We start from the raw sequence: 19,707 nt of genomic DNA on the forward strand, positions 1-19,707 counted from the left end.
AGATGGACTATTCCGCGACACCGCGGCCCGCGAGCGCCAATGCGCTCGATGCGCTCGATGCGCAGCGCCTCGCCGATGAACCTCAAAAGCGCGTCGGCCACGCGAAGGCGATCGCCGCGATCACGCTCGGCAACGGCCTCGAGTTTTTCGACTTCACGATTTACAGCTTCTTCGCGACGATCATCGGCAAGCTGTATTTCCCGGTCGAAGGTCAGCTCGTGCAGCTGATGCTCGCGGTCGGCACGTTCGGCGTCGGCTTCATCATGCGGCCGGTGGGCGGCATCGTGCTGGGGGGCTACGCGGACCGCGCCGGACGCAAGGCCGCGATGAGCCTGACGCTGTGGCTGATGACGCTCGGTTCCGCGATCATCGCGTTCGCGCCGACCTATGCGGCGATCGGCGTCGCGGCGCCGCTGCTCGTGATTCTCGCGCGGCTGATCCAGGGTTTCGCGCTGGGCGGCGAGGTGGGCGCATCGACGGCGCTGCTGCTCGAATATGGCAGCGATCGCACGCGCGGCTTCTACGGCAGCTGGCAGTTCGTGAGCCAGGGGATGAACACGGTGGTGGGCTCGCTCCTCGGCGTTGCCCTGGCCGCGACGCTGTCGCCGGCCGCGCTCGAAAGCTGGGGCTGGCGCGTGCCGTTCGTGATCGGCATGGCGATGGGGCCGATTGGCATCTATATCCGGCGGCATCTAGACGAGACGCTGCCGGGTGTTGAAGATGGCACGGCAGCGTCTGGCGGCGCTGTTGCGCAGGCTGCTTCGGATACCGTTGCGAAGCCCGCTGCGCAAGTTCCGTCGCTACCTGTCCGCGACCTGTTCCGCGACCACGCGCGCTCGATCACGACCGGCGTGCTGACGACGATCGGCGGCACCGCGGCGAACTACATCGTGCTGTTCTACCTGTCGACGTACGCGATCCGCATCCTGCATCTGCCCATGGCGACCGCACTGTGGGCCGCGTGGACCGGCGCGGTGGTCACGGTGATCTGCTCGCCGTTCGCGGGCGCGCTGTCGGATCGGGTCGGCCGCAAGCGCGTGCTGTGGGTATCGCGCGTGCTGCTGATTCTCGCCGTCTACCCGGCCTTCATGACGATCAACGCGTCGCCGACGGTGCCGGTGCTGCTTGCGGTGGTCGCGGGCCTCGCGCTGCTCGTCACGTTCACCGCGGTGCCCAATATCGTGATGCTGCCCGAGCTGTTTCCGCGCGCGATCCGCGCGACCGGCATGTCGATCGTGTACTGCCTCGGCGTGTCGGTGTTCGGCGGCTTCGCGCAGTTTTTCGCGACCTGGCTGATCCAGATTTCGGGCAGCAATCTCGCGCCGGCGTGGTATCTGATCGGTTGCAGCGTCGTGTCGTTGCTGCCGTTGCCGTTCATGCGAGAGACCGCGGGTAGGGCGATCGATTGACGTGATGGCGATCGGGGTCCGCTGAAAAAAGAGGCGCGATCTTTTCGATCGCGCCTCTTTTGCCATTTGCCCTGCTTCACGCTGACTATCGGATCTTGATGACAACCTTACCCTTTGTACGTCCGGTTTCGACATAAGCCAAAGCCTCCTGGGTCGACTCAAACGGAAAGACCCGATCGACGACGGGTCGTATCGCTCGTGCGTCGATCAGTGCGGCAATCCGGCTGAGCTGTTCTCCGCTGGCCCGCATAAAGAGAAATGTATAGCTGACATCATGACGTTTCGCGGCCTTCCTGATGCGATAACTCAGAAAGCGCATCACCGTTTTCAGGAACCACGACGCACCGATCTCTTTCGCAAATTCGGCATCAGGCGGACCGGCGATCCCGATGAGCTTGCCGCCGGCCTTGAGCACACGCAGCGACTTCTCGAGCGCATTGCCGCCTTGCGTATCCAGTACCAGGTCGTAGTCCTTCAGGATGGTCGCAAAGTCGTCTTTCCTGTAATCGATGACGATATCCGCACCGAGTTGCTTCACCAGTTCGATATTGCGCGCGCTCGCTGTTGTCGCGACGGTCGCGCCCACATGCTTCGCCAGTTGAATGGCGAAGCTGCCGACACCGCCCGAGCCGGCATGTATCAGCACTTTCTGCCCTTTCTTCAATTGCCCTTTTTCGATCAGCGCCTGCCAGGCGGTCAATCCAACCAGCGGGATTGAAGCCGCTTCCTCCATCGTGAGTGCTGTCGGCTTGAGGGCCACGCCATCCTCTTTGACCGCAATGAATTTCGCGAAAGTGCCGATGCGGTCCTTGTGCGGACGCGCGTAGACCTCGTCGCCGGGCTTGAATCGCCGCACGCGCGAGCCGACGCGCACGACAACCCCTGCCAGATCGTTGCCCAAAATCAGCGGCAAACGATAGGGCAAAATGAGCTTGAACTCTCCGTCTCTGATTTTGGCATCGAGCGGGTTCACGCCCGCGGCGTGGATCTGGATCAATACGTCGTCCTCGCGCGGCTCTGGAACCGGCATATCGCTGGATCGTAAGCCATTCTTGCGTCCATATCGATCGACGACGAATGCTTGCATCATGGTTCCTTGTCAGTTGCTCGTTAAGGCTGGTTGTTTCGCTGGCAATAACACGGATGCAGAGCCTTTGAACAGGGAGGAGACAGTCACGTCGTCTACGTTGCCAGCCGCAGATCTTTGCGGATACCGGCGTCCACCAGTCCAGCGGGCGAAAATCTGCGCAGCAATCGCAGACGGGCGGCGAGTCCGCCAGCGGTATAGCGGAGTTTCGGACGAGCCGCGATGGCGGCCTGCAGTACGGTTTCGGCCACGACCTCGGGACCGTCGGCGCCCTCGACCACTTCCTTCACTCGCTTGTCCACGGCCGAGCGCACCTCGCGGTATTCGTCGAGAGGGGCGTCGGGCGCGATGAAGTTCGCGTCGAAAGGCGTCTTGATGTAGGCAGGTTCAATGACCGATACGCGGATGCCCAGCGTACGCAACTCATGGTCGAGCGACTCCGAATAACCTTCCACCGCGTGCTTGGTGGCGGAATACAGCGCCATATAGGGCATTGGCAGAAAACCGAGCACGGAACCGATGTTGATGATGCGGCCGCTGCGTTGTCGCCGCATATGAGGCACGACAGCACGCGTCATGCGGATGATCCCGAAGAAGTTCGTATCGAAGATCGTGCGTGCCTGGTCGATCGAACTCTCTTCCGCGGCGGCAGGGGCGACGCCGAAACCGGCATTGTTCACCAGCAGGTCGACGCGGCCCTGCAGGCGCAGCACTTCGCTGACGGCGGCTGCAACGGATGCATCGCTGGTCACATCGAGCGGCAGCATGTCGAACGACTGTTGGCCGGCTCGTTGGCCGCGCCGGCTGGTGCCGTAGACCTTGTATCCGGCCTTCGCAAGCCGCTTTGCCGTGGCTTCGCCGATTCCTGACGAGGCGCCCGTCACGAGCGCTATTTTGGTTTGCATGATGTTCTTCCCAAGATGTCTTTGCGTGGTTGGTTGAGCATTCGTTTCACTCGAATATGATGACAGTCATAGTTGCGGTCCAACGAAAACCGGCACAGTGCCGGCGTTTTTACGTATCAGTCGGTGCGAGTTTTTTCAATGCCGCTTCAAGAAAACTCTCCGATAGTTTGGGGTCGTCGACGGCACGCGCCATCACCATCGTGCCAACCATTGTGGCGACCATCAAAAGCGCCTGTTCGTGCGCGCCTGGCTGACCCCAATCGGGCAATTGGCGCGCAACGACATCGATCATCTCCTTGATGCGGCGGGTGGCCGCGCGCCGTACGGCCGGCGCCTGGCGCGGCATCTCCGAGCCGAGGGCAGAGATCGGGCAACCTGTCTCGATGCTCTCGCAATGCTCCCTCGACAGATAGGCGCGCATCATCGCCGGCAACGCCTGTTCCGGCGGCACGGAAGCGGCGATACGCTCCGACAGCGCCACGGATTCAGCTCCGGCGCGGTCAGCGGCTTCGGCAAGCAGCACCTCGCGCGACGGGAAATGGGCATAGAAGCCGCCATGCGTCAGACCTGCCTCCTTCATGATGTCAGCCACGCCCGTGCCGTCGTAGCCGCTGCGCCGAATTGCGCGTGCGGCGACCTCGACGATGCGCTCATGCGTGATTTCCTTGCGGCTGGCTGGCTTCCGGGTGATTGGTGGATTTTTCATGATGACCATCATATATCATTCCGGCGGGATTTGCAGGGGCGATCCAGAGACCGACGGTTCAGGCGGTAACCGCTAGAATTGCGGCTTTAGCCCGGAATACGCCAATGTCTTTTGCCTCGCTTGGCCTGATCGATCCCTTGCTGCGTAATGTGCAGGACCTCAATTACCAGACACCTACGCCGGTGCAGGCCAAGGCGATTCCTCCTGTGCTCAGTGGCAAGGACGTCATGGCTGCGGCACAGACCGGCACTGGCAAAACGGCGGGTTTTGCGCTGCCGCTGTTGCAACGGCTAGTGCAACACGGCCCGGCGGTGTCCAGCAACCGCGCGCGTGTTCTGGTGCTGGTGCCCACGCGTGAACTGGCCGAACAAGTGCTGCAAAGCTTTATCGATTACGGCAAAGGCCTCGACTTACGATTTCTGGCCGCCTACGGCGGTGTGAGTATCAACCCGCAGATGATGAAGTTGCGCAAAGGCGTGGATGTGCTCGTCGCCACGCCGGGCCGTTTGCTAGATCTCCATCGCCAGAACGCAGTGCAGTTTGATCAGGTACAAACGTTGGTGCTGGATGAAGCCGACCGGATGCTGGATCTGGGCTTTGCGCGCGAACTCAACGCCGTCTTCGCTGCCTTGCCCGCTCAGCGCCAGACCCTGCTGTTCTCTGCCACGTTTACCGATGATATCCGCGCCATGGCGGCGGGCATTCTGCGCGGCCCGGTCAATATCAGCGTCAGCCCGCCCAATGCCACGGCCAGCAAGATCAAGCAGTGGGTGGTGCCGGTGGATAAAAAGAACAAGCCCGACCTTTTCATGCACCTTGTGGCTGAGAACAGCTGGGAGCACGCGCTGGTGTTCGTCAAAACCCGCAATGGCGTGGATTACCTGGCGGCCATGCTGGATGAAGCGGGCTATTCGGTCGACACCATCCACGGCGATAAACCGCAACCCGCGCGCCTGCGTGCGCTGGAGCGCTTCAAGACGGGCGAAGTACATATGCTGGTAGCCACCGATGTGGCTGCGCGCGGGCTGGATATCGACGACCTGCCGCTGGTGATCAACGTTGATCTGCCGATCGTGGCGCAAGACTATGTGCACCGTATTGGCCGTACCGGCCGAGCGGGCGCCAGCGGCGTGGCGGTGTCCCTTGTGTGCGCCGATGAAGCCCCGCAACTGGCCGCGATTGAAGCGCTGATCCGGCAAACGCTGCCCCGTGAAGAAGAGCCGGGTTTTGAAGCCGAACACCGCGTGCCGCAAACTAGCGCGACGGGCCAGATCATCAAGAAACCGAAAAAGCCTAAGAAGCCCAAAGTGCCGCAAGCTGCGCCGGGCGCCATGCAGGTGCTCAGCAAAAAACCGCGCCCGCAAAGTGGCGAAAACAAACGCAAGCCTGCAGCGCAACGCGCTGTGGCCGCGGGTAAAGGCACAAGCTTGTCCAGCGGTAGCCCATTCAGCGTGCAAAAGCCACGCAGCAAACCGGCCAGCAAGCCAGCTGCGGGTTCACGTAAGCCGGCTGGCAAACCCGCTGGTGGTCGCGGCAAACGCCAACCCTGATCCGTGCGGTTGAGTAACGCCAGCCCTGGAACAGGCTGGCGGTTTGCGGCCCACTGGCGGACAGCGGCGCGGCTTCGGTGTGCATCGAGTCGGCGGACTCGTCAAAGTATCCAAGCCTAAATAACGGCCCGGAGATCGAAACCCGACCATTTGTTTCCGGGCCGGCTCCATGCGTCGCCGCATCTCCCGACACAGCAATCTGCGCTCTTGGCCCACCGATGGATCAACCCGATCGGACTTGACAATACGGAGCACGGCACGCACGTGACCACTTCGGCCGAAAGACTTACCGCAGAAGGCTCCGAGAATTGTTCAGACTCGACATCCTGGCACGTGATCCTTTCCCATCGAAGCGGAATAAAGTTCGATGAGAAAGGAGAACCAGTCGCTAAATTATTTGCGTAGGGCGGACGGCAACACACACGCCATTCCATCTCACATCATCCGACCTTAGCGGATTCCGCGTTTGATCAACGGAACGAGCGAGTCGATCGTCGCAGGTGTTTGGACACCTGCGCCGGTGTTGATGGTCAGTCCCGCGAAATGATAAGCAGCCGAGAGCACGCATTGCGTGACCGGCAGGAAGCCTTGCAGATAAAGTTGCTGGTCGAGCGTCGCGGTGATGTATTTGCTCTGCAGCCCCGAAATCGTGGCCGGTGCCAGATCGATGCCACCAATGATGATTTGCCCCGGCTTCTTGCCAGCCTGCTGGAGCGCCTGCGGAATGAACCCGGTTACACCGCCGTGCTGAGTTCCAATCGCCTTCAGATTAGGGTGCGCCTGGATAAAGGCGACCAGGATCGGCACGGCGAGCGATGAATCGGAATCCACCTGAGGTGAGATATTGAGCCTGGTCACCTTTACGCCGGCCTTCTCCAGCGTTTCGGCAAGGCCACGGTCAGACTGACTGCGCACACTCTCGTTGAACACACCGTATTCGAGCGCCTCGTCGCCCTTCTTGATCCCAGCGTTGAGCATCGCCTGCGCGGTGATCTGCCCGCCTACGTAGAGTTCGACGCCGGCGTAGCCGAAGCCCTTCGCGTCGTAAAGTTTCTGGTTCTCGGGTAGCGGCGTGTTGCCGACGGTAACGATGATGCCCTGGTCTACCGCCTGCTTGATCAGTGGCGCGAAGGCTGGATCGCCCGGATGGCCCATGATGCCGATGCACGTCGGATGCGCCGCCATCGCCTGGCGAAACTGCGCAAGCATTGTCTCTGGGCTCCAGGCCGAGAACTGCTCGATCACCTTGATGCCTAAGGCATGCCCCGCGTCCGCAGCTCCGGTCTGACGTGGCAGCGTCGCGCCGTCGCCAGGGTTTCCGCCCATCTGCATATACATTGTCATACCGGCGCCGAGCGGCCCCGTCGTGGTCGGCTCAGTGGCACCGGCCATCTGCGCGAGGCCAAACGCGAGAATGCTCGCCCCCAGGAGGGATCCCGTCATGATCTTGATCATTTCTGCTCCTTTCTCCTGATTTAACGGCTTTATCGCCCCCCAAGCCTGAACCTTTCGCGCAACACGCGCAGCTTGGCGGGATTCTCTACCAACAGATGCAGCGTCACAGCGACGATGAACACCACCCCTTCGATCGCCTGTACCCAGAAGCCGGCGATACCTGTCGCAACGATTCCGGCCTCCAGCATGCCTATCACGAAAGTGCCGAAGAAGGTACCCACGATCGTCGCCGTGCCACCAAACACCGAGGTTCCGCCGATGAACACGCCGGCCAGCGCCGGCAGCAGATAGCCCTGCCCCTGGGTTGAAAAATAGTTCAGATTCTCGAGCGTGAGCAGCACCGTGGCGAAACCGGCCAGCACACCCATCAGCGTGAACAATTTCACCGTCTCACGCACGACATTGATGCCCACGACCTTCGCCACGTTTCGGTTGTCTCCGATGAACAGCAGGTGCTCGCCAAAACGGTGACGATTGAGGATGAACCACATGAACACTGCGAGCCCGAGCGCCCAGAGCGATTGCATCGGGATCACACCGAACAACGTGCCCGCGAATACTGCATAGGCTGAACCGTTGGCGAGCTCCTGGAGCGCATTGGAGAGCCCGCCGGACAGGATCGAAGCAACACCAGCCCAGAGGAACTGCGTGCCGATTGTCACGATGATCGAAGGCACACCGACCACCGCGACCAGCACCCCGTTCACCACGCCGACCAGCGCGCCGCCCGCCAATGCCGCGATCACGGCTAGCGAGGCTGATCCCGTGGTGTTCACGCACCAGGCGAACAGAAAGCCCGAGAATGCCATCACGGAGGGGAAGGACAGATCAATTTCCCCCGCCGCAACCACCAGCGTGAGCCCGATCGCCAACACCGCCAGCGGTGGCACGGTGGTCAGGAAGGAGAAGTAGATTGGCCAGCCTAAAAAGACGCGCGGTGCGGTTGCCATGAACAGGCCGACCACCAACGCGAACACGACCAGGCTCGGCATTCCCTCGATGCGTGCAAAACCCGGCAGGCGAAAACACACCAGCCGCGCCGGCTGTTCGTCTTTTATCGGATCACTCACGTCCTTGCCCCGCAGCCAGCGCCGGCCCGTGCCCGCTCTGCTGTAGCGAAATCAAGAACCGGGTGAGCTCCTCGAGGCTCATCTCACCCGACTTCATATCCGCGACGACCCGGCCACGATCGAGCACGACGAGCCGATCGGCGAGCTCGTGCACATGGGCGAGGTTATGTTCGATGTAGATGCAGGCGCGGCCGGACTCCTTGATCGACCGTACGAAGTCGAGAACCTTACGCACCTCGCTGATGGCAAGCGCAACCGTTGGTTCATCGAGAATGATCAGATCGCTGTCGAAATACATCGCCCGTCCGATCGCGATGCCCTGGCGCTCGCCACCGGAGAGTTTCGCAATCAGCGAATCCGCGTCGATCCCCACGCCGCGGAAACCGAGCTGGCGCTTCAAAATATCGTTGGCAATGCGCCGCTGTTCGGCAACTTTGATGAAGCCGAACCGGTTGGTGATCTGCCGGCCGACAAAAAAATTACGCCATAGCGGCTGCTTCTCGCCCAGCGATTTTTCCTGATAGACCGTCTCGAAGCGCAGTCGGTGCGCCTCGCGCACCGAAAAGCGATTCCAGTCGACCTCCTCGTCCCGGATGAACAGCTTGCCCGTGCTCGGCCGCACGACACCAGTCAGTACCTTGATGAGCGTCGACTTACCCGCGCCGTTATCACCGATCAGGCCGACGATCTCGTTCCGCCCAATGGCCAGATCGATGCCGGAAAGCGCCCGTATCTTGCCGTAGGACAGGCTGATACCTTGGGCGCGCACGATATGCTGATAGGCGCACGTACCGGGCGCTGCCTGGTTCGGCATCACGCCACGCTCCAGCTCGAATGACCCACAGCGATGTTGTGAACGACGACAGCCATAGATCTTTCCCCTTTGCTTATCGATCGCCGCATCAACTTACATTGGAAATGTCCCTGAAATTTAGCAAGCCTTAGAGTCCAGTTCAAGAATCGCTTACGAGACCGCTTATATTTCATCGGGAAAATATTAGTCCTGGGCACTTGAACAACGCACAACCTAAGGGATAGAAGAAGCGCGTCAGAAGGATCCCCACAGGATGAGCGGCCACAAACGCCCGTCAAAAAGGCGCAAAAAGCAGAGGTATCGGCATGCATCCGCCACTCCAGCGGCTATTCTTCAGACGCTGCGACTAACGCGTTTCAGGCCGGCTCTGCGGGTCGTCGTCAGCCATTCCGCGCCCCACGCGGAAAGGGGGATGTATGTCACCTCCAGAACCACCTCGGCGCACGCGACGCGCACTGCGTCGTCGGCAGTCAAACGCACGCCTGTGGCTCGTCATCGGCAGCGCGCTCACCGGACTGTCCTTTGCCCATGCGACGCTCGCGGCGGGCAAACTTCCACAAGGTGGCACTTACGTGGCCGGCGCCGGCGCGATAGCAAGCCATGGAGACGGCCTCGTGGTCACGCAACCGGGTTCGACGCGCGGCGTGATCGAGTGGAACAGTTTTTCGATCGGCAGGAACAACAGCGTGACGTTCGACAACGGCTCGGGCGCGACGCTGAACCGCGTGACGGGCGGCTCGCCGTCCGCCATCTTCGGCAGGCTCAGTGCAACGGGCAGCCTGTATGTGATCAATCCGCAAGGCATCGTCGTGGGGCCATCGGGCGTGATCAGCACCGGTGGCCGTTTCGTCGCGTCAACGCTCGATGTCTGCAACGACGCGTTCATGCAGGGTGGTGGTTCCCTCACGCTGTCGGGCGACCGGGACGCAAGCGTGATCAACCTTGGCAAGGTCAGTTCGAGCGGCGGTGATGTGTTCCTGATCGCGCGGCGTGCCGTCATCAACGCGGGCACTATCACAGCGCCCAACGGTACGGCCGAACTGGCTGCAGGCGAACAGGTGTTGTTACAGGACTCGGGCAGCAGCAGACAGGTGTTCGTGCAGACGGGCAGTCAGGGCACCGCGGTCAACAGAGGGCACATAAAGGCCGCGCAGGTCAGCCTGCAAGCCGCCGACGGCAATGTCTACGCGCTCGCTGGCGGCGGCACGCGCATCCGCGCGACGGGTACCGCGAATCGTGATGGCCACGTATGGCTCGTCGCCGATGGCGGCCGTGTCAGTCAACTCGGCAGGATCTCCGCAAGCAACGCCGACGGCAGCGGCGGAACGGTCGACATGCAAGCGGCACAACTGGCCTTTGGCAAGCATGCAGCCGTTCACGCGGGCCAATGGGACCTTTTGACGCCCGCTTTCACGATCGATGATGCCGCCGCGCGCGCGTTGCAGCGCAGCCTGAACGCGGGCACGTCGGTCGATGTCACGACCACAGGCGCCAACGGCGCGACGGGCGACGTGGGCGTCGCGTCGAGCCTGCGCTGGCAGGGTCCCGCTTCGCTCACGCTTGCCGCATACCGCGATGTCTCAGTCGCGAGCGGCAGGACGATCGCGAACAACGGTGCGGGCAATCTGACCTTGCGCGCAGACGCCTCCGGCATCGACAACGGTGGCAGCGTGATCAACGGCGGCACTATCGACTGGTCGAAAAGTACCGGCATCGTCAGCGCGCTCTACGACATGAACGGCACCTACAGCCCCGGCACATTAGTCGGCAATGCATCGTGGACCGCCCCGGTTTACAGCGGCCTGGTCACGCAGATCACCGGCTATCGACTCGTCAATTCGGTAGCGGACTTTCAGGCGGTCGGCAACGACATGACTGGCAACTACGCACTCGGAAAAGATATCGAAGCGAACAACGCTGCGTTCACAACGCTGGGCACTACCGACTACACGATTAGCGCGCCGTTCGCCGGCCAATTCGACGGCATGTGGCATACCATTTCGAATTTTTCGCCGAACCTCGACGCTATCTTCGGTGACATCGGGCAAGGCGGCGTCGTGCGCGACCTGAAAGTCGACGGCCACCCGCCCGCCAATGACACAGGGTTCTACGGTGGAATCGGCCTCCTGGCGATCAATAGCCATGGCACGATCGTCAATACATTCGCCTCTGGCGCGAACGGCTGCGAATGCTTTTCCGCAACGCTATCAGGACTCGTTGGGTCGAACTACGGGCTGATCGAACGCTCTGGAAGCAGTGTTACGGTTCGGACCGGTGGCGAGGCGGCCGGACTCGTTTTCACCAACTATGGGAGGATCGACGGGTCGTATGCAACGGGCTCCGCTACAGGCTTTTATACGCATGGCGGTGGCGCCGGGCTAGTCCTGGAGAACTTCGGTTCCGTTACGCAGTCGTTCGCATCGGGCAGAGTCTCGAGCGGCAACGGGTTGGTCCAGGGAGGCATCTGCGTGCACTGTTCGGGTCTCGGCACCGACGTTTACTGGGATGTCCAGACAACCGGGCAACCGACGAGCGGCGGCAACCTTCCTGCGTCCAACGGGCTCACCACGGCCCAGATGAGCAACCCGGCGAGCTTCGTCGGCTGGGACTTCGGGCCGAACGGCGTGTGGGTCATGCCAACTGGCGCCACGCATCCAGTGCTGCGGTGGCAAGTGGAACATTAGCCTGGCGCGATGTTGGTGGAACTGTCCATCACGCAGACGACTTGAGACCGGAGTGGGTCGATCCGGGCCATCGGTCTTGGTGATCGCATGCGGGATGAGCGCATCGCTACGTCGGGTGACATTCGGCAGTCCCATCGATCGTATCGCGTCAGCCACAGATCAACGTAACCTCTGCATCCAACGCTACTTTCGAACCATCAAGGCCCAACTCTCTCGGCGCTCGTGCGTTAGATGGCTATCCGTTTCGGCTCTTCGAAATCCGGGACGACATCCCGATCGCGCCGATCCTTACCCTTAATCGATGCCAGCAGGGATGCAAGGACGATCAACCCACCACCGATTGCCGCAAACACAGATACTCTTTCCCCAAGGCCGAACGCTAGCGAAAGGCGCCAAAGACGTATGGTGTGCGAAGCTAAAGGCTTCGTTCCTGTTTCGCTCCCGAACCCGTTTGTGAAGGCCTTGTCCGTTCTCCGCGGATCGAGCAGTTCCGAGTGCTCAGTGGTTTGTCCGCCTGGCCATTGCGTTGCGAAAGCGTTATCCGGTCACTCCTGCCTCGCCACTCGCCGGCCAGGGCACAATCGCAGGTGGTATGGAATGCCCCGGGTACTGCTCGAGGGACGATTCTTGTGCAGTCCTGGAAGGATATGTCGGACCGCTAATACTCACCGGGGGGGCGAATGCACGGCGACGAGGACGATATCGAATCAAGGTGGCCGCCGCTGCTGATCGCGCATGTATCGGAGTACGCGATCTTCAGGCTGACCGGGCACGGCGAGGTCGCCAGCTGGAACCCCGGCGCGAGACGCATCAAAGGCTACGCGGCCGATGAAACCATTGGCCGGCACTTCTCCGTCTTTTACACGGACGACGACCGGCACACCGGTGCTCCTGACGCCGCGCTGCGCGCGGCGCGCGAGCGCGGCCAATATGATTCCGAAGGCTGGCGCATACGCAAGGACGGCACGAAGTTCTGGGCCAGCGTTCTTATTACGCCTCTTTATGCGGCTGACGGCACCTTCATCGGCTTTGGCAAGATTGTGCGCGACACAACCGACAAACGCATGGCCTATGAAGCTGGGATCGGGGATCAGAGATGGCGAACCATAAACGGTTCACCATCGCCACCGACATTGCCGTGTACTTCTGCGATCCGAAACACCCCTGGCAACGGGGCTCGAATGAAAACACCAATGGCCTGTTAAGACAATACTTCCCGAAAGGCATCGATCTGTCGGTCTACTCACAGGCCAAACTCAATGCCGTGGCTCGAAGGCTGAACGAGCGTCCAAGGAAGACGTTGGATTACGAAACACCGGCTGAACGATTCCATCGAACTATTGCATCGACCGGTTGGATCCGCCTTCGATAAGCGGTCGCTCGATTGCCGATGACGGCCAAACATAACTTTACCGCCCTGGACCTGGTGCAAACATAGGCGATCAAAGACCAAACGAACAGCAGTGGTGTTGTCGCCAACTTCGTTCTAATCCGGATACCGAAATTCATGTGGACCTGCCAGGTGCCGTCGTTGCCCTCGAACTGGCAGCTTTGCGAGCTCGCAGAGCGGAAGATCGCGCATCGGTAACTGGTATTTCTGCGTCGGCGGCAACATGCTATGCCTGTCCCTCGACATGAAATCTGTCGATATAACGTACGAGGAGACGGGTCGATTCTCAACCATTTACCGAATTATCAATAAAATCTTCACGGTGCGACGCCATAGTCGCCGGATCTTTGGTGACTTCTTGACAAAATCATCAGGCCGCCTCCTGTGCGTCAAGTCGGTGTCCGCAGCCCCGACTTTACGGCAGCCGTTCTACTGAACCGGAGGCAAGCCGGCTATATGATTACCAGAACCCATGACAGACCATGAGGCCGCGCACTTTGGGCTCGCGGCGGCATCCGGTCAGGCAACGAGATTCCCGGGAAGTTACACCATGAACGATCAGTGGAAGAGTTCTGCCATGGACAGGGCTTTGTTCTTAAGCTGGCCCCCGGCAACGAGCACCCGGCCGTCGGACAGCCGCGTGGCGGTGTGCGAGTCACGCGATAGACCCAAGCTGTCGGTCTGTGACCAGCTGCCGGTGGCAGGATCGTAGAGCTCGTCGGAAAACAGGTCGAGTTGCGCGATTCCCGCTGTTGCGAGTACCTTGCCGTTGGCCAGCAGGACGGCGGCATGGTCTTCCCGCGCCTGACTCATGCCACCGGTATGGGACCACGTACCCGTGGCAGGATCGTACAGCTCGGCTGAGGACATTGCGCCAGCATTGCCTTCGCCACCCGCGACGAGCACCCGGCCGTCTGTCAGCAAGGTAGCGGTATGTTGCTCGCGTGCCTGGGTCATACTGCCGGTCTCTGACCACTTGCCCGTGGCCGGATCGTATAGTTCGGCTGACGCCAGGGCACCGGCCTTGCCGTCGCCGCCCGCAACGAGCACCCGGCCATTGGGCAGCAATGTGGCGGTGTGCGCGTCACGCGCCTCGTTCAGGAAGCCGGTCTGCAACCACGCGCCATTGACCGGATCGTACAGTTCGACTGACGACTGTGCGCCGCCTGGGGCCTCGCCTCCGGCCACGAGCACCCGGCCGTCGGGCAGAAGCGTGGCGGTGTGCAGGTCACGCGCCTGACTCATCTCACCAGTTTCCGTCCATTTGCCGGCTATCGGATCATACAGTTCCGCTGTGGGCAGCGAGGTTCCCTTGCCGTTACTGATGCTGCCACCCGCCACGAGCACCTTGCCGCCCGGCAGCAGCGTGGCGGTGTGCGATTGCCGCGCGTCGGTGAGATTGCCGGTCGGCGACCATTTATCCGAAGCGGGATCGTAAAGTTCGGCGAGAGACAGCGATTTGCCGTTGGATCCCGCCGCGACGAGCACCCGTCCATCGGAGAGCAGCGTGGCCGTATGACGATACCGCCGCGTCTTCATGGCATTGGCAGGCAGCCCCTCGCCGGCCGATTCCGCGGTCACGGTGATCGCCACTTGCGTCGCGACGTTGCCCGCGGCGTTGCTGCCGGTCACGATGAAGGTCGTCTGCGCCAAAGCCGCTGTCGGCGTGCCGCTGATTTCGCCGTTCTGCGCGTTTAGGCTCAACCCGGCGGGCAGCGCAGGCGACACCGAAAACTGCGTAATCTCGCCGCCGGAATACACCGGAACGTTCGGGACGATCGCGAGGGCGATGGCATAGTCCGGCGCGGGGTCCTTGTAGGCGAGGCCCATGGGTGGCTGCGCCTGTGCATCCACTCCGATCGTGATCTGAGTCTCGACCGTGTCGACGCCATTGCTGCCCGTAACCGTATAGACCATCGGCGGAGCCGGCGTCATGGGCGTGCCCGTGATGACTCCGGTTTGCGGGTCCAGCGTGAGCCCGGGCGGCAGCGGGGGAGACACGGTGTATTGGGTGATCTCGCCACCCGTGGCGATCGGCGTGTCGGGCGTGATCGGTGCGTTGGTCACATAGTTCGTCGAGCTGTCGAGATAATCCAAGGTGTCGGGCGCCATGGCCACATCCTCGACCTCGATCTGCACGCGCGCCGTGGTGGAGCCTCCCGCGTTGCTGCCGGTGATCGTGTATACCGCGGCGTTGCTGGTGCCGGAGGGCGTGCCCGTTATCGCACCGCTCACGCGATCCAGCGTGAGGCCGGCGGGCAACGGAGGAAACACGCTGTAGTTGGTGATTGCACCACCGCTGCTGCTCGGCAGGTTGGGAATAATTTCGTTCCCCTGAACGCACACCACCGATGTCTCGCGTTCCGTCAACCCCGATGGCGGCGCCTGTGTGATACCGCTGCTGCCACCGCCGCATCCCGCTACGAGCGAGGCGAGTAGCATGATGAGGTCAGTCAGGCAATGCTTGATCTTCACGACGATGATCCCGGAGCCGTCTGGATCAAGGATAGGTCGCGCCGCCGTATTTGTCAGCCAATTGCCGAACGCATGCCGCCCGGGGCCACGCACCCGGTCCTGACCTGGCAAGTCACCGGGCAGTGAGCCATACCACCGCACCGACGCCTGCATGAGCGTCAAACGCGTCTCGCGACGCGGCAGACGAGTTTTTCGCGAGTTTCGCCTTGCCGTGGTCGTTCTTCCTTCCGGATGACATGCACCGATTCACGCAGAGCGTACGACCGAAAGCCGTCTTGCTACCCGTACGCATGGCCGGGAATCGCGAACGTTCGTTGGCGAAGCAGATCCGGCCAACCATCCGCCTGACACCGATCAATTGGGCAGCCGATGTACTCCGCAAACCGCCATTCGGTCGATGAAAGCGGGACGGACTATCTATAATGGGTCGACAACAGCCAACTGCATCGGGCGGTAGCCGGCCCATCTCCAGCCATTCGCTCGCGTGCGCCCGCACGTGCTCTATTGGCGGTTCCGCAGTAGCCCGCGGATCTTCACGCTCGTCGCGTCATCAGCCCTAGTCAACAAATACCACAGGGGCAACAACCGCGGCGCAAAGGTTGAGCGCTGCCGGGAATTCCGATCTGAACCAGTTCTTCAAGCATTTGCTTATGGGTCTTCGGCTGGCTCGACTGAGCAAAAACCGCCAGAGCGACGGCGCCAGCCGCAGCGACCACGAAAGCTTCAACGAACGATTTCATGAGCCGTGGGAGCAAGGTGGCCGAAATGCATCGCCGTCGGCAACCTCACCAAAACTGTGCCAGCTACAAACCACCTCAGTGGGCAAAGCAGATCTTTACTTCTCCCGATCGACCGCTCAAACCGACTCCCGCAGCACCAGCTGATGCTGCAGGATGCGCGACGCTGGACGTTGGCCGTCGAGCAGCGCCAGCAGCATTTCGGCCGCCGCGGCGCCCAGCTCGACCATGGGCTGGGCCACGGTCGTCAGCCCCGGCTCGAAGATGCCAGCGATGGGCACGTCGTCGAAGCCCATTACCGCCACGTCGTGCGGCACCCGCCGGCCGGCTTTGCTAAAGCCCTTGATCGCGCCGATGGCCAACGTGTCCGACACGGCGAACACGGCGCTCGGCGGATCCACCACCGCCAGCAGCTTTGCCGCCGCCTGGCTTCCGGCGGCGTAACTATTGTCGCCAGTGACGCAGACAAGCTCGGGCGCAGGCGCGAGGCCGGCGCGCAGTAGTGCTGCGTCATAGCCCTCGCGGCGCTGACGCGCATACAGGAAGCGCTCATCGCTGGTGATGAAGCCGATGCGCCGGTGGCCCTTGTTGATGAGGTACTGCACGGCATCCGTTCCGGCCTGGCGGTGGTCGATGCTGACATAAGGCACGTCGCTACCGGGCAAGAATTCCGAGCAATTGACCCATGGTTTGCCGTTCGCCGCCTCGCGCCGGGCTGCCGGGTCGGACATGGGCACGAGATTGATGACGCCGTCGCTCAGACTGCCAGCCAGCGTCGGCAGCGAGGCGTCCGCCGTGCCAGTCCAGGCTTCCAGATCCGCCGGGAGCAGCGTGTAACCGGCCTGGCGACTGACCGCGCCGGCCCCGCGCACGATCTCGGCGTAGTAGGGGTTGGCGAAATCCGGCATGAGCATCAGCAGAATGCGACTCTGACCGGTACTCAGGCTGCGGCCGAACGGATTGGCCCGGTAGTTCAATGCCCGTACGGCTGCCTCGACCCGCTCACGCGTGGCCACCGTCACGGCCTTCGTCCCGTTGAGCACACGCGACACCGTGGCAATGGAAACGCCAGCCTCGCGGGCAACGGCTTCGATGGAGGGTTTGCTTCGCATTGGTTCGTTCAGGCAGCGGCGCGTCTGTCGCCAGCAGGAAGGTAACAATTTTAGCATCATGGGAAAATTTTTTCCCATCATGCGTCGTCGAACGTCGAAACTGAGCGGGGATTCAGACTCGGCTTGCGGGAATCCATGGTGTTGCTGCAAACCGCGGCGTTATGCAATCCGCTTATCCGAAGCTTCTCGCGTACTCCTGTTTGTGCCGGCGCCTGCTGTATAGGGTAAAGCCCGTGTTCCAAGTAAACGGGAAAGCGCTTACCTTTTGACTTGCGCCCAGCTCCATAGGCCATCCGTGCCGCATCCAACTTGACTCTTTGGATTGACGACCATGAATCAAGCCTTGCCCATTTCCATCCAGATTTACAGCCTGCGTAATGCGGGCGGACTCGACCGGCAGTTCGACATTGCCGCCCAAGCCGGATTTCGCCAGGTGGAGCTGATCGGGTCCTTGCTCGAAAATGCGGCCGACACCCGGAACAAGCTTCAGGCGCGCGACCTTGGCGCCTCCTCCAGCCACCTCAGCATGGCCATGCTGCGTGAGCGTTTGCACGAAGTGACCGCGGCGTGCGAGACCCTCGGTATCACCCAGTTGGTCATGCCCGCGGTGCCGCCCGCCGAGCGCGACAGTGACGCCGCATACTGGCGGGCGCTCGGCAACGAGTTGGGCAGCCTGGCCCATCGGCTAGCCGCTCAGGGCATCGCCCTCGCTTACCACAACCATGATTGGGAACTCAGCGCCAAGGAGAACGGCGCAACGGCGCTGGAACTGCTGTTCGAGTCCGCCGGGGCAAGCCCGCTCGGCTGGCAAGTGGATGTAGCCTGGCTCGTGCGCGGCGGCGCCGATCCTCTGCCATGGCTTCGTCGTTATACGGGCCGCGTGGTCTCGGCCCATGCGAAAGACCTCGCGCCCGCGGGTGAAAAACTGGACGAGGACGGCTGGGCCGACGTCGGTCACGGCGTCATGGATTGGCCCACGCTGGCCGCCGCCTGCCGCGAAGCGGGGGCGCGTTTCCTCGCCGCCGAGCACGACAATCCCAGCGACGGCGAACGCTTCGCCCGCAATGCCTTTGCCTATCTGCACCAGCTCGGAGCCTGATCCATGAAACCTGTCTTCGTCGGCATCATCGGTTGCGGCAACATCAGCGATGCCTATTTCACCGGCGCGTCGAATTCGGAATTGGTCCGCATCAAGGCTTGCGCCGACTTGCGTCCGGAGGCCGCCCGGGCCAAGGCCGCGCAGCACGGCGTTGCCGCGATGACGGTGGATGCGCTGCTGGCCGACCCCGACATCGAAATCGTCATCAACCTTACGGTGCCGCACGCGCATGTGCCGGTCAGCCTGGAGATTCTGGAGGCGAGCAAGCACGTCTACCTCGAAAAGCCCCTGGGTACCGACTTCGCGTCCGCACGCGCGATGCTGGCGCGAGCCGAGGCTTCGGGATTACGCGTGGGCTGCGCACCGGACACCTTCTTCGGCGCGGCCCATCAGGCGTGCCGCGCGGCGCTCGATGCGGGCCGCATTGGGCGTGCCATTGGCGGGGCCGTGGCCGTGTTGTCCCGCGGCATGGAGTCCTGGCATCCCAATCCTGAGTTTTTTTTCAAGCCAGGCGGCGGCCCGATTCACGACATGGGCCCGTATTACGTGACGCAGTTGGTCAACCTGCTTGGGCCGGTGGCACGCGTGTCTGCTTGCGCCACCATCGGTTTTCCCGAGCGCATCATCTCCAGTGAGCCGCTGAGCGGCCAGGTCATCGAGGTCGAGGTGCCCACCACGGTCAACGGTATCCTGCATTTTGAGGGTGGGGCCAACGTGGTGATGAGCGCCTCCTGGGACGTGTGGGCCCATCAGCGTGCGCCTATCGAGATCTATGGCACGGAAGGTAGCCTGTTGGGCGTCGATCCCAATTTCTTCGGCGGGAGTCCGCGCGTCGCTGAACGTGATAGCGGCTTTAAGCCGCTCGACACACAAGTCCATGCTTTTGGCGTCGACAACTTCACGTTGAGGAGTGGTGCGCGGGTGGCCAATTACCGCGCTGTGGGCGTGCTGGATATGGCCATGGCGTTGCGTCGAGGTCGGCCGCATCGCGCGAGCGGCGAACTGGCGCTACACGTGCTGGAGGTGCTGGATGCCTTCGAACGCTCGTCGCGCGAGGGGCGGCACATCGATATCGAGACCGTCGTGCAGCGACCCGTCGTCGTGCCATTGGGTCGAGGCGAAGAGGTGTTTCTCGCCGACTGACTGACCTGACTTCCGGAGTGATCAAGCCGGTTGCGACGTGATCCGACTGCGACCATCAGATCACGCCCTGG

14 protein-coding genes and 2 pseudogenes are annotated in these 19,707 nt (G+C 61.9%); 7 read left to right on the forward strand and 9 right to left on the reverse strand.

Annotated features, from left to right (window positions below):
• The first annotated feature begins 2 nt into the window (after positions 1-2).
• Entirely contained in the window at positions 3-1,409 is a 1,407-nt protein-coding gene (locus OKW41_RS27300; RefSeq protein WP_429574552.1) for an MFS transporter, read from the forward strand.
• Between the two features lie 85 nt (positions 1,410-1,494).
• On the opposite strand, the gene OKW41_RS27305 is transcribed toward OKW41_RS27300, so the two are convergent.
• From OKW41_RS27305 to OKW41_RS27315, 3 genes are all read right to left on the reverse strand, one after another.
• The gene (locus OKW41_RS27305) at positions 1,495-2,496 is read right to left on the reverse strand and encodes an NADP-dependent oxidoreductase (RefSeq protein WP_429574553.1); all 1,002 of its coding nucleotides are present in this window, start codon (positions 2,494-2,496) and stop codon (positions 1,495-1,497) included.
• 95 nt (positions 2,497-2,591) lie between these two features.
• Positions 2,592-3,401 (reverse strand): oxidoreductase, encoded by an 810-nt coding sequence (locus tag OKW41_RS27310; RefSeq protein WP_429574554.1) that lies wholly within the window; start codon positions 3,399-3,401, stop codon positions 2,592-2,594.
• A 109-nt stretch (positions 3,402-3,510) separates the two neighbouring features.
• Complete coding sequence (locus tag OKW41_RS27315) at positions 3,511-4,119, reverse strand: TetR/AcrR family transcriptional regulator (RefSeq protein ID WP_429574555.1); 609 nt, start codon at positions 4,117-4,119, stop codon at positions 3,511-3,513.
• A 92-nt stretch (positions 4,120-4,211) separates the two neighbouring features.
• On the opposite strand from OKW41_RS27315, the gene OKW41_RS27320 reads away from it, so the two are divergent.
• Complete coding sequence (locus OKW41_RS27320) at positions 4,212-5,657, forward strand: DEAD/DEAH box helicase (protein ID WP_429574556.1); 1,446 nt, start codon at positions 4,212-4,214, stop codon at positions 5,655-5,657.
• A gap of 450 nt (positions 5,658-6,107) precedes the next feature.
• Here OKW41_RS27320 and OKW41_RS27325 read toward each other — a convergent pair whose 3' ends face one another.
• From OKW41_RS27325 to OKW41_RS27335, 3 genes are read right to left on the reverse strand one after another with little or no spacing between them, the layout of a single operon-like run.
• The gene (locus OKW41_RS27325) at positions 6,108-7,112 is read right to left on the reverse strand and encodes a substrate-binding domain-containing protein (RefSeq protein WP_429574557.1); all 1,005 of its coding nucleotides are present in this window, start codon (positions 7,110-7,112) and stop codon (positions 6,108-6,110) included.
• A 29-nt stretch (positions 7,113-7,141) separates the two neighbouring features.
• Entirely contained in the window at positions 7,142-8,182 is a 1,041-nt protein-coding gene (locus tag OKW41_RS27330; RefSeq protein ID WP_429574558.1) for an ABC transporter permease, read from the reverse strand.
• Entirely contained in the window at positions 8,175-8,996 is an 822-nt protein-coding gene (locus tag OKW41_RS27335) for an ATP-binding cassette domain-containing protein (protein ID WP_429454394.1), read from the reverse strand. The genes OKW41_RS27330 and OKW41_RS27335 overlap by 8 nt, the downstream gene beginning before the upstream one ends.
• A 416-nt stretch (positions 8,997-9,412) precedes the next feature.
• On the opposite strand from OKW41_RS27335, the gene OKW41_RS27340 reads away from it, so the two are divergent.
• The 3 genes and pseudogenes from OKW41_RS27340 to OKW41_RS27350 form a co-directional block, all read left to right on the forward strand.
• Positions 9,413-11,680, forward strand: coding sequence for a filamentous hemagglutinin N-terminal domain-containing protein (locus tag OKW41_RS27340; RefSeq protein WP_429574559.1), 2,268 nt, complete (start codon positions 9,413-9,415; stop codon positions 11,678-11,680).
• Between the two features lie 680 nt (positions 11,681-12,360).
• A pseudogene (locus OKW41_RS27345) lies at positions 12,361-12,732 on the forward strand (PAS domain-containing protein); the annotation flags it as partial.
• 23 nt (positions 12,733-12,755) lie between these two features.
• Positions 12,756-13,052, forward strand: a pseudogene (locus OKW41_RS27350) (IS30 family transposase); the annotation flags it as partial.
• 576 nt (positions 13,053-13,628) lie between these two features.
• Here the strand turns inward: OKW41_RS27350 and OKW41_RS27355 are convergent.
• From OKW41_RS27355 to OKW41_RS27365, 3 genes are all read right to left on the reverse strand, one after another.
• Entirely contained in the window at positions 13,629-15,698 is a 2,070-nt protein-coding gene (locus OKW41_RS27355) for a kelch repeat-containing protein (protein ID WP_429576485.1), read from the reverse strand.
• A gap of 407 nt (positions 15,699-16,105) precedes the next feature.
• Complete coding sequence (locus OKW41_RS27360; RefSeq protein WP_429574560.1) at positions 16,106-16,285, reverse strand: DUF4148 domain-containing protein; 180 nt, start codon at positions 16,283-16,285, stop codon at positions 16,106-16,108.
• A 116-nt stretch (positions 16,286-16,401) separates the two neighbouring features.
• Entirely contained in the window at positions 16,402-17,394 is a 993-nt protein-coding gene (locus tag OKW41_RS27365; RefSeq protein ID WP_429574561.1) for a LacI family DNA-binding transcriptional regulator, read from the reverse strand.
• 331 nt (positions 17,395-17,725) lie between these two features.
• Here OKW41_RS27365 and OKW41_RS27370 point away from each other — a divergent pair, with 331 nt between their 5' ends.
• Both OKW41_RS27370 and OKW41_RS27375 read left to right on the forward strand, forming a co-directional pair.
• Complete coding sequence (locus OKW41_RS27370; RefSeq protein WP_429574562.1) at positions 17,726-18,493, forward strand: sugar phosphate isomerase/epimerase family protein; 768 nt, start codon at positions 17,726-17,728, stop codon at positions 18,491-18,493.
• Positions 18,494-18,496: 3 nt separating this feature from the next.
• Positions 18,497-19,636, forward strand: a complete 1,140-nt coding sequence (locus tag OKW41_RS27375; RefSeq protein WP_429574563.1) for a Gfo/Idh/MocA family protein — start codon at positions 18,497-18,499, stop codon at positions 19,634-19,636.
• Positions 19,637-19,707 lie beyond the last annotated feature (71 nt).

This window comes from Paraburkholderia sp. UCT70 (assembly GCF_050434085.1).
Classification (GTDB): Bacteria; Pseudomonadota; Gammaproteobacteria; order Burkholderiales; family Burkholderiaceae; genus Paraburkholderia; species Paraburkholderia tuberum.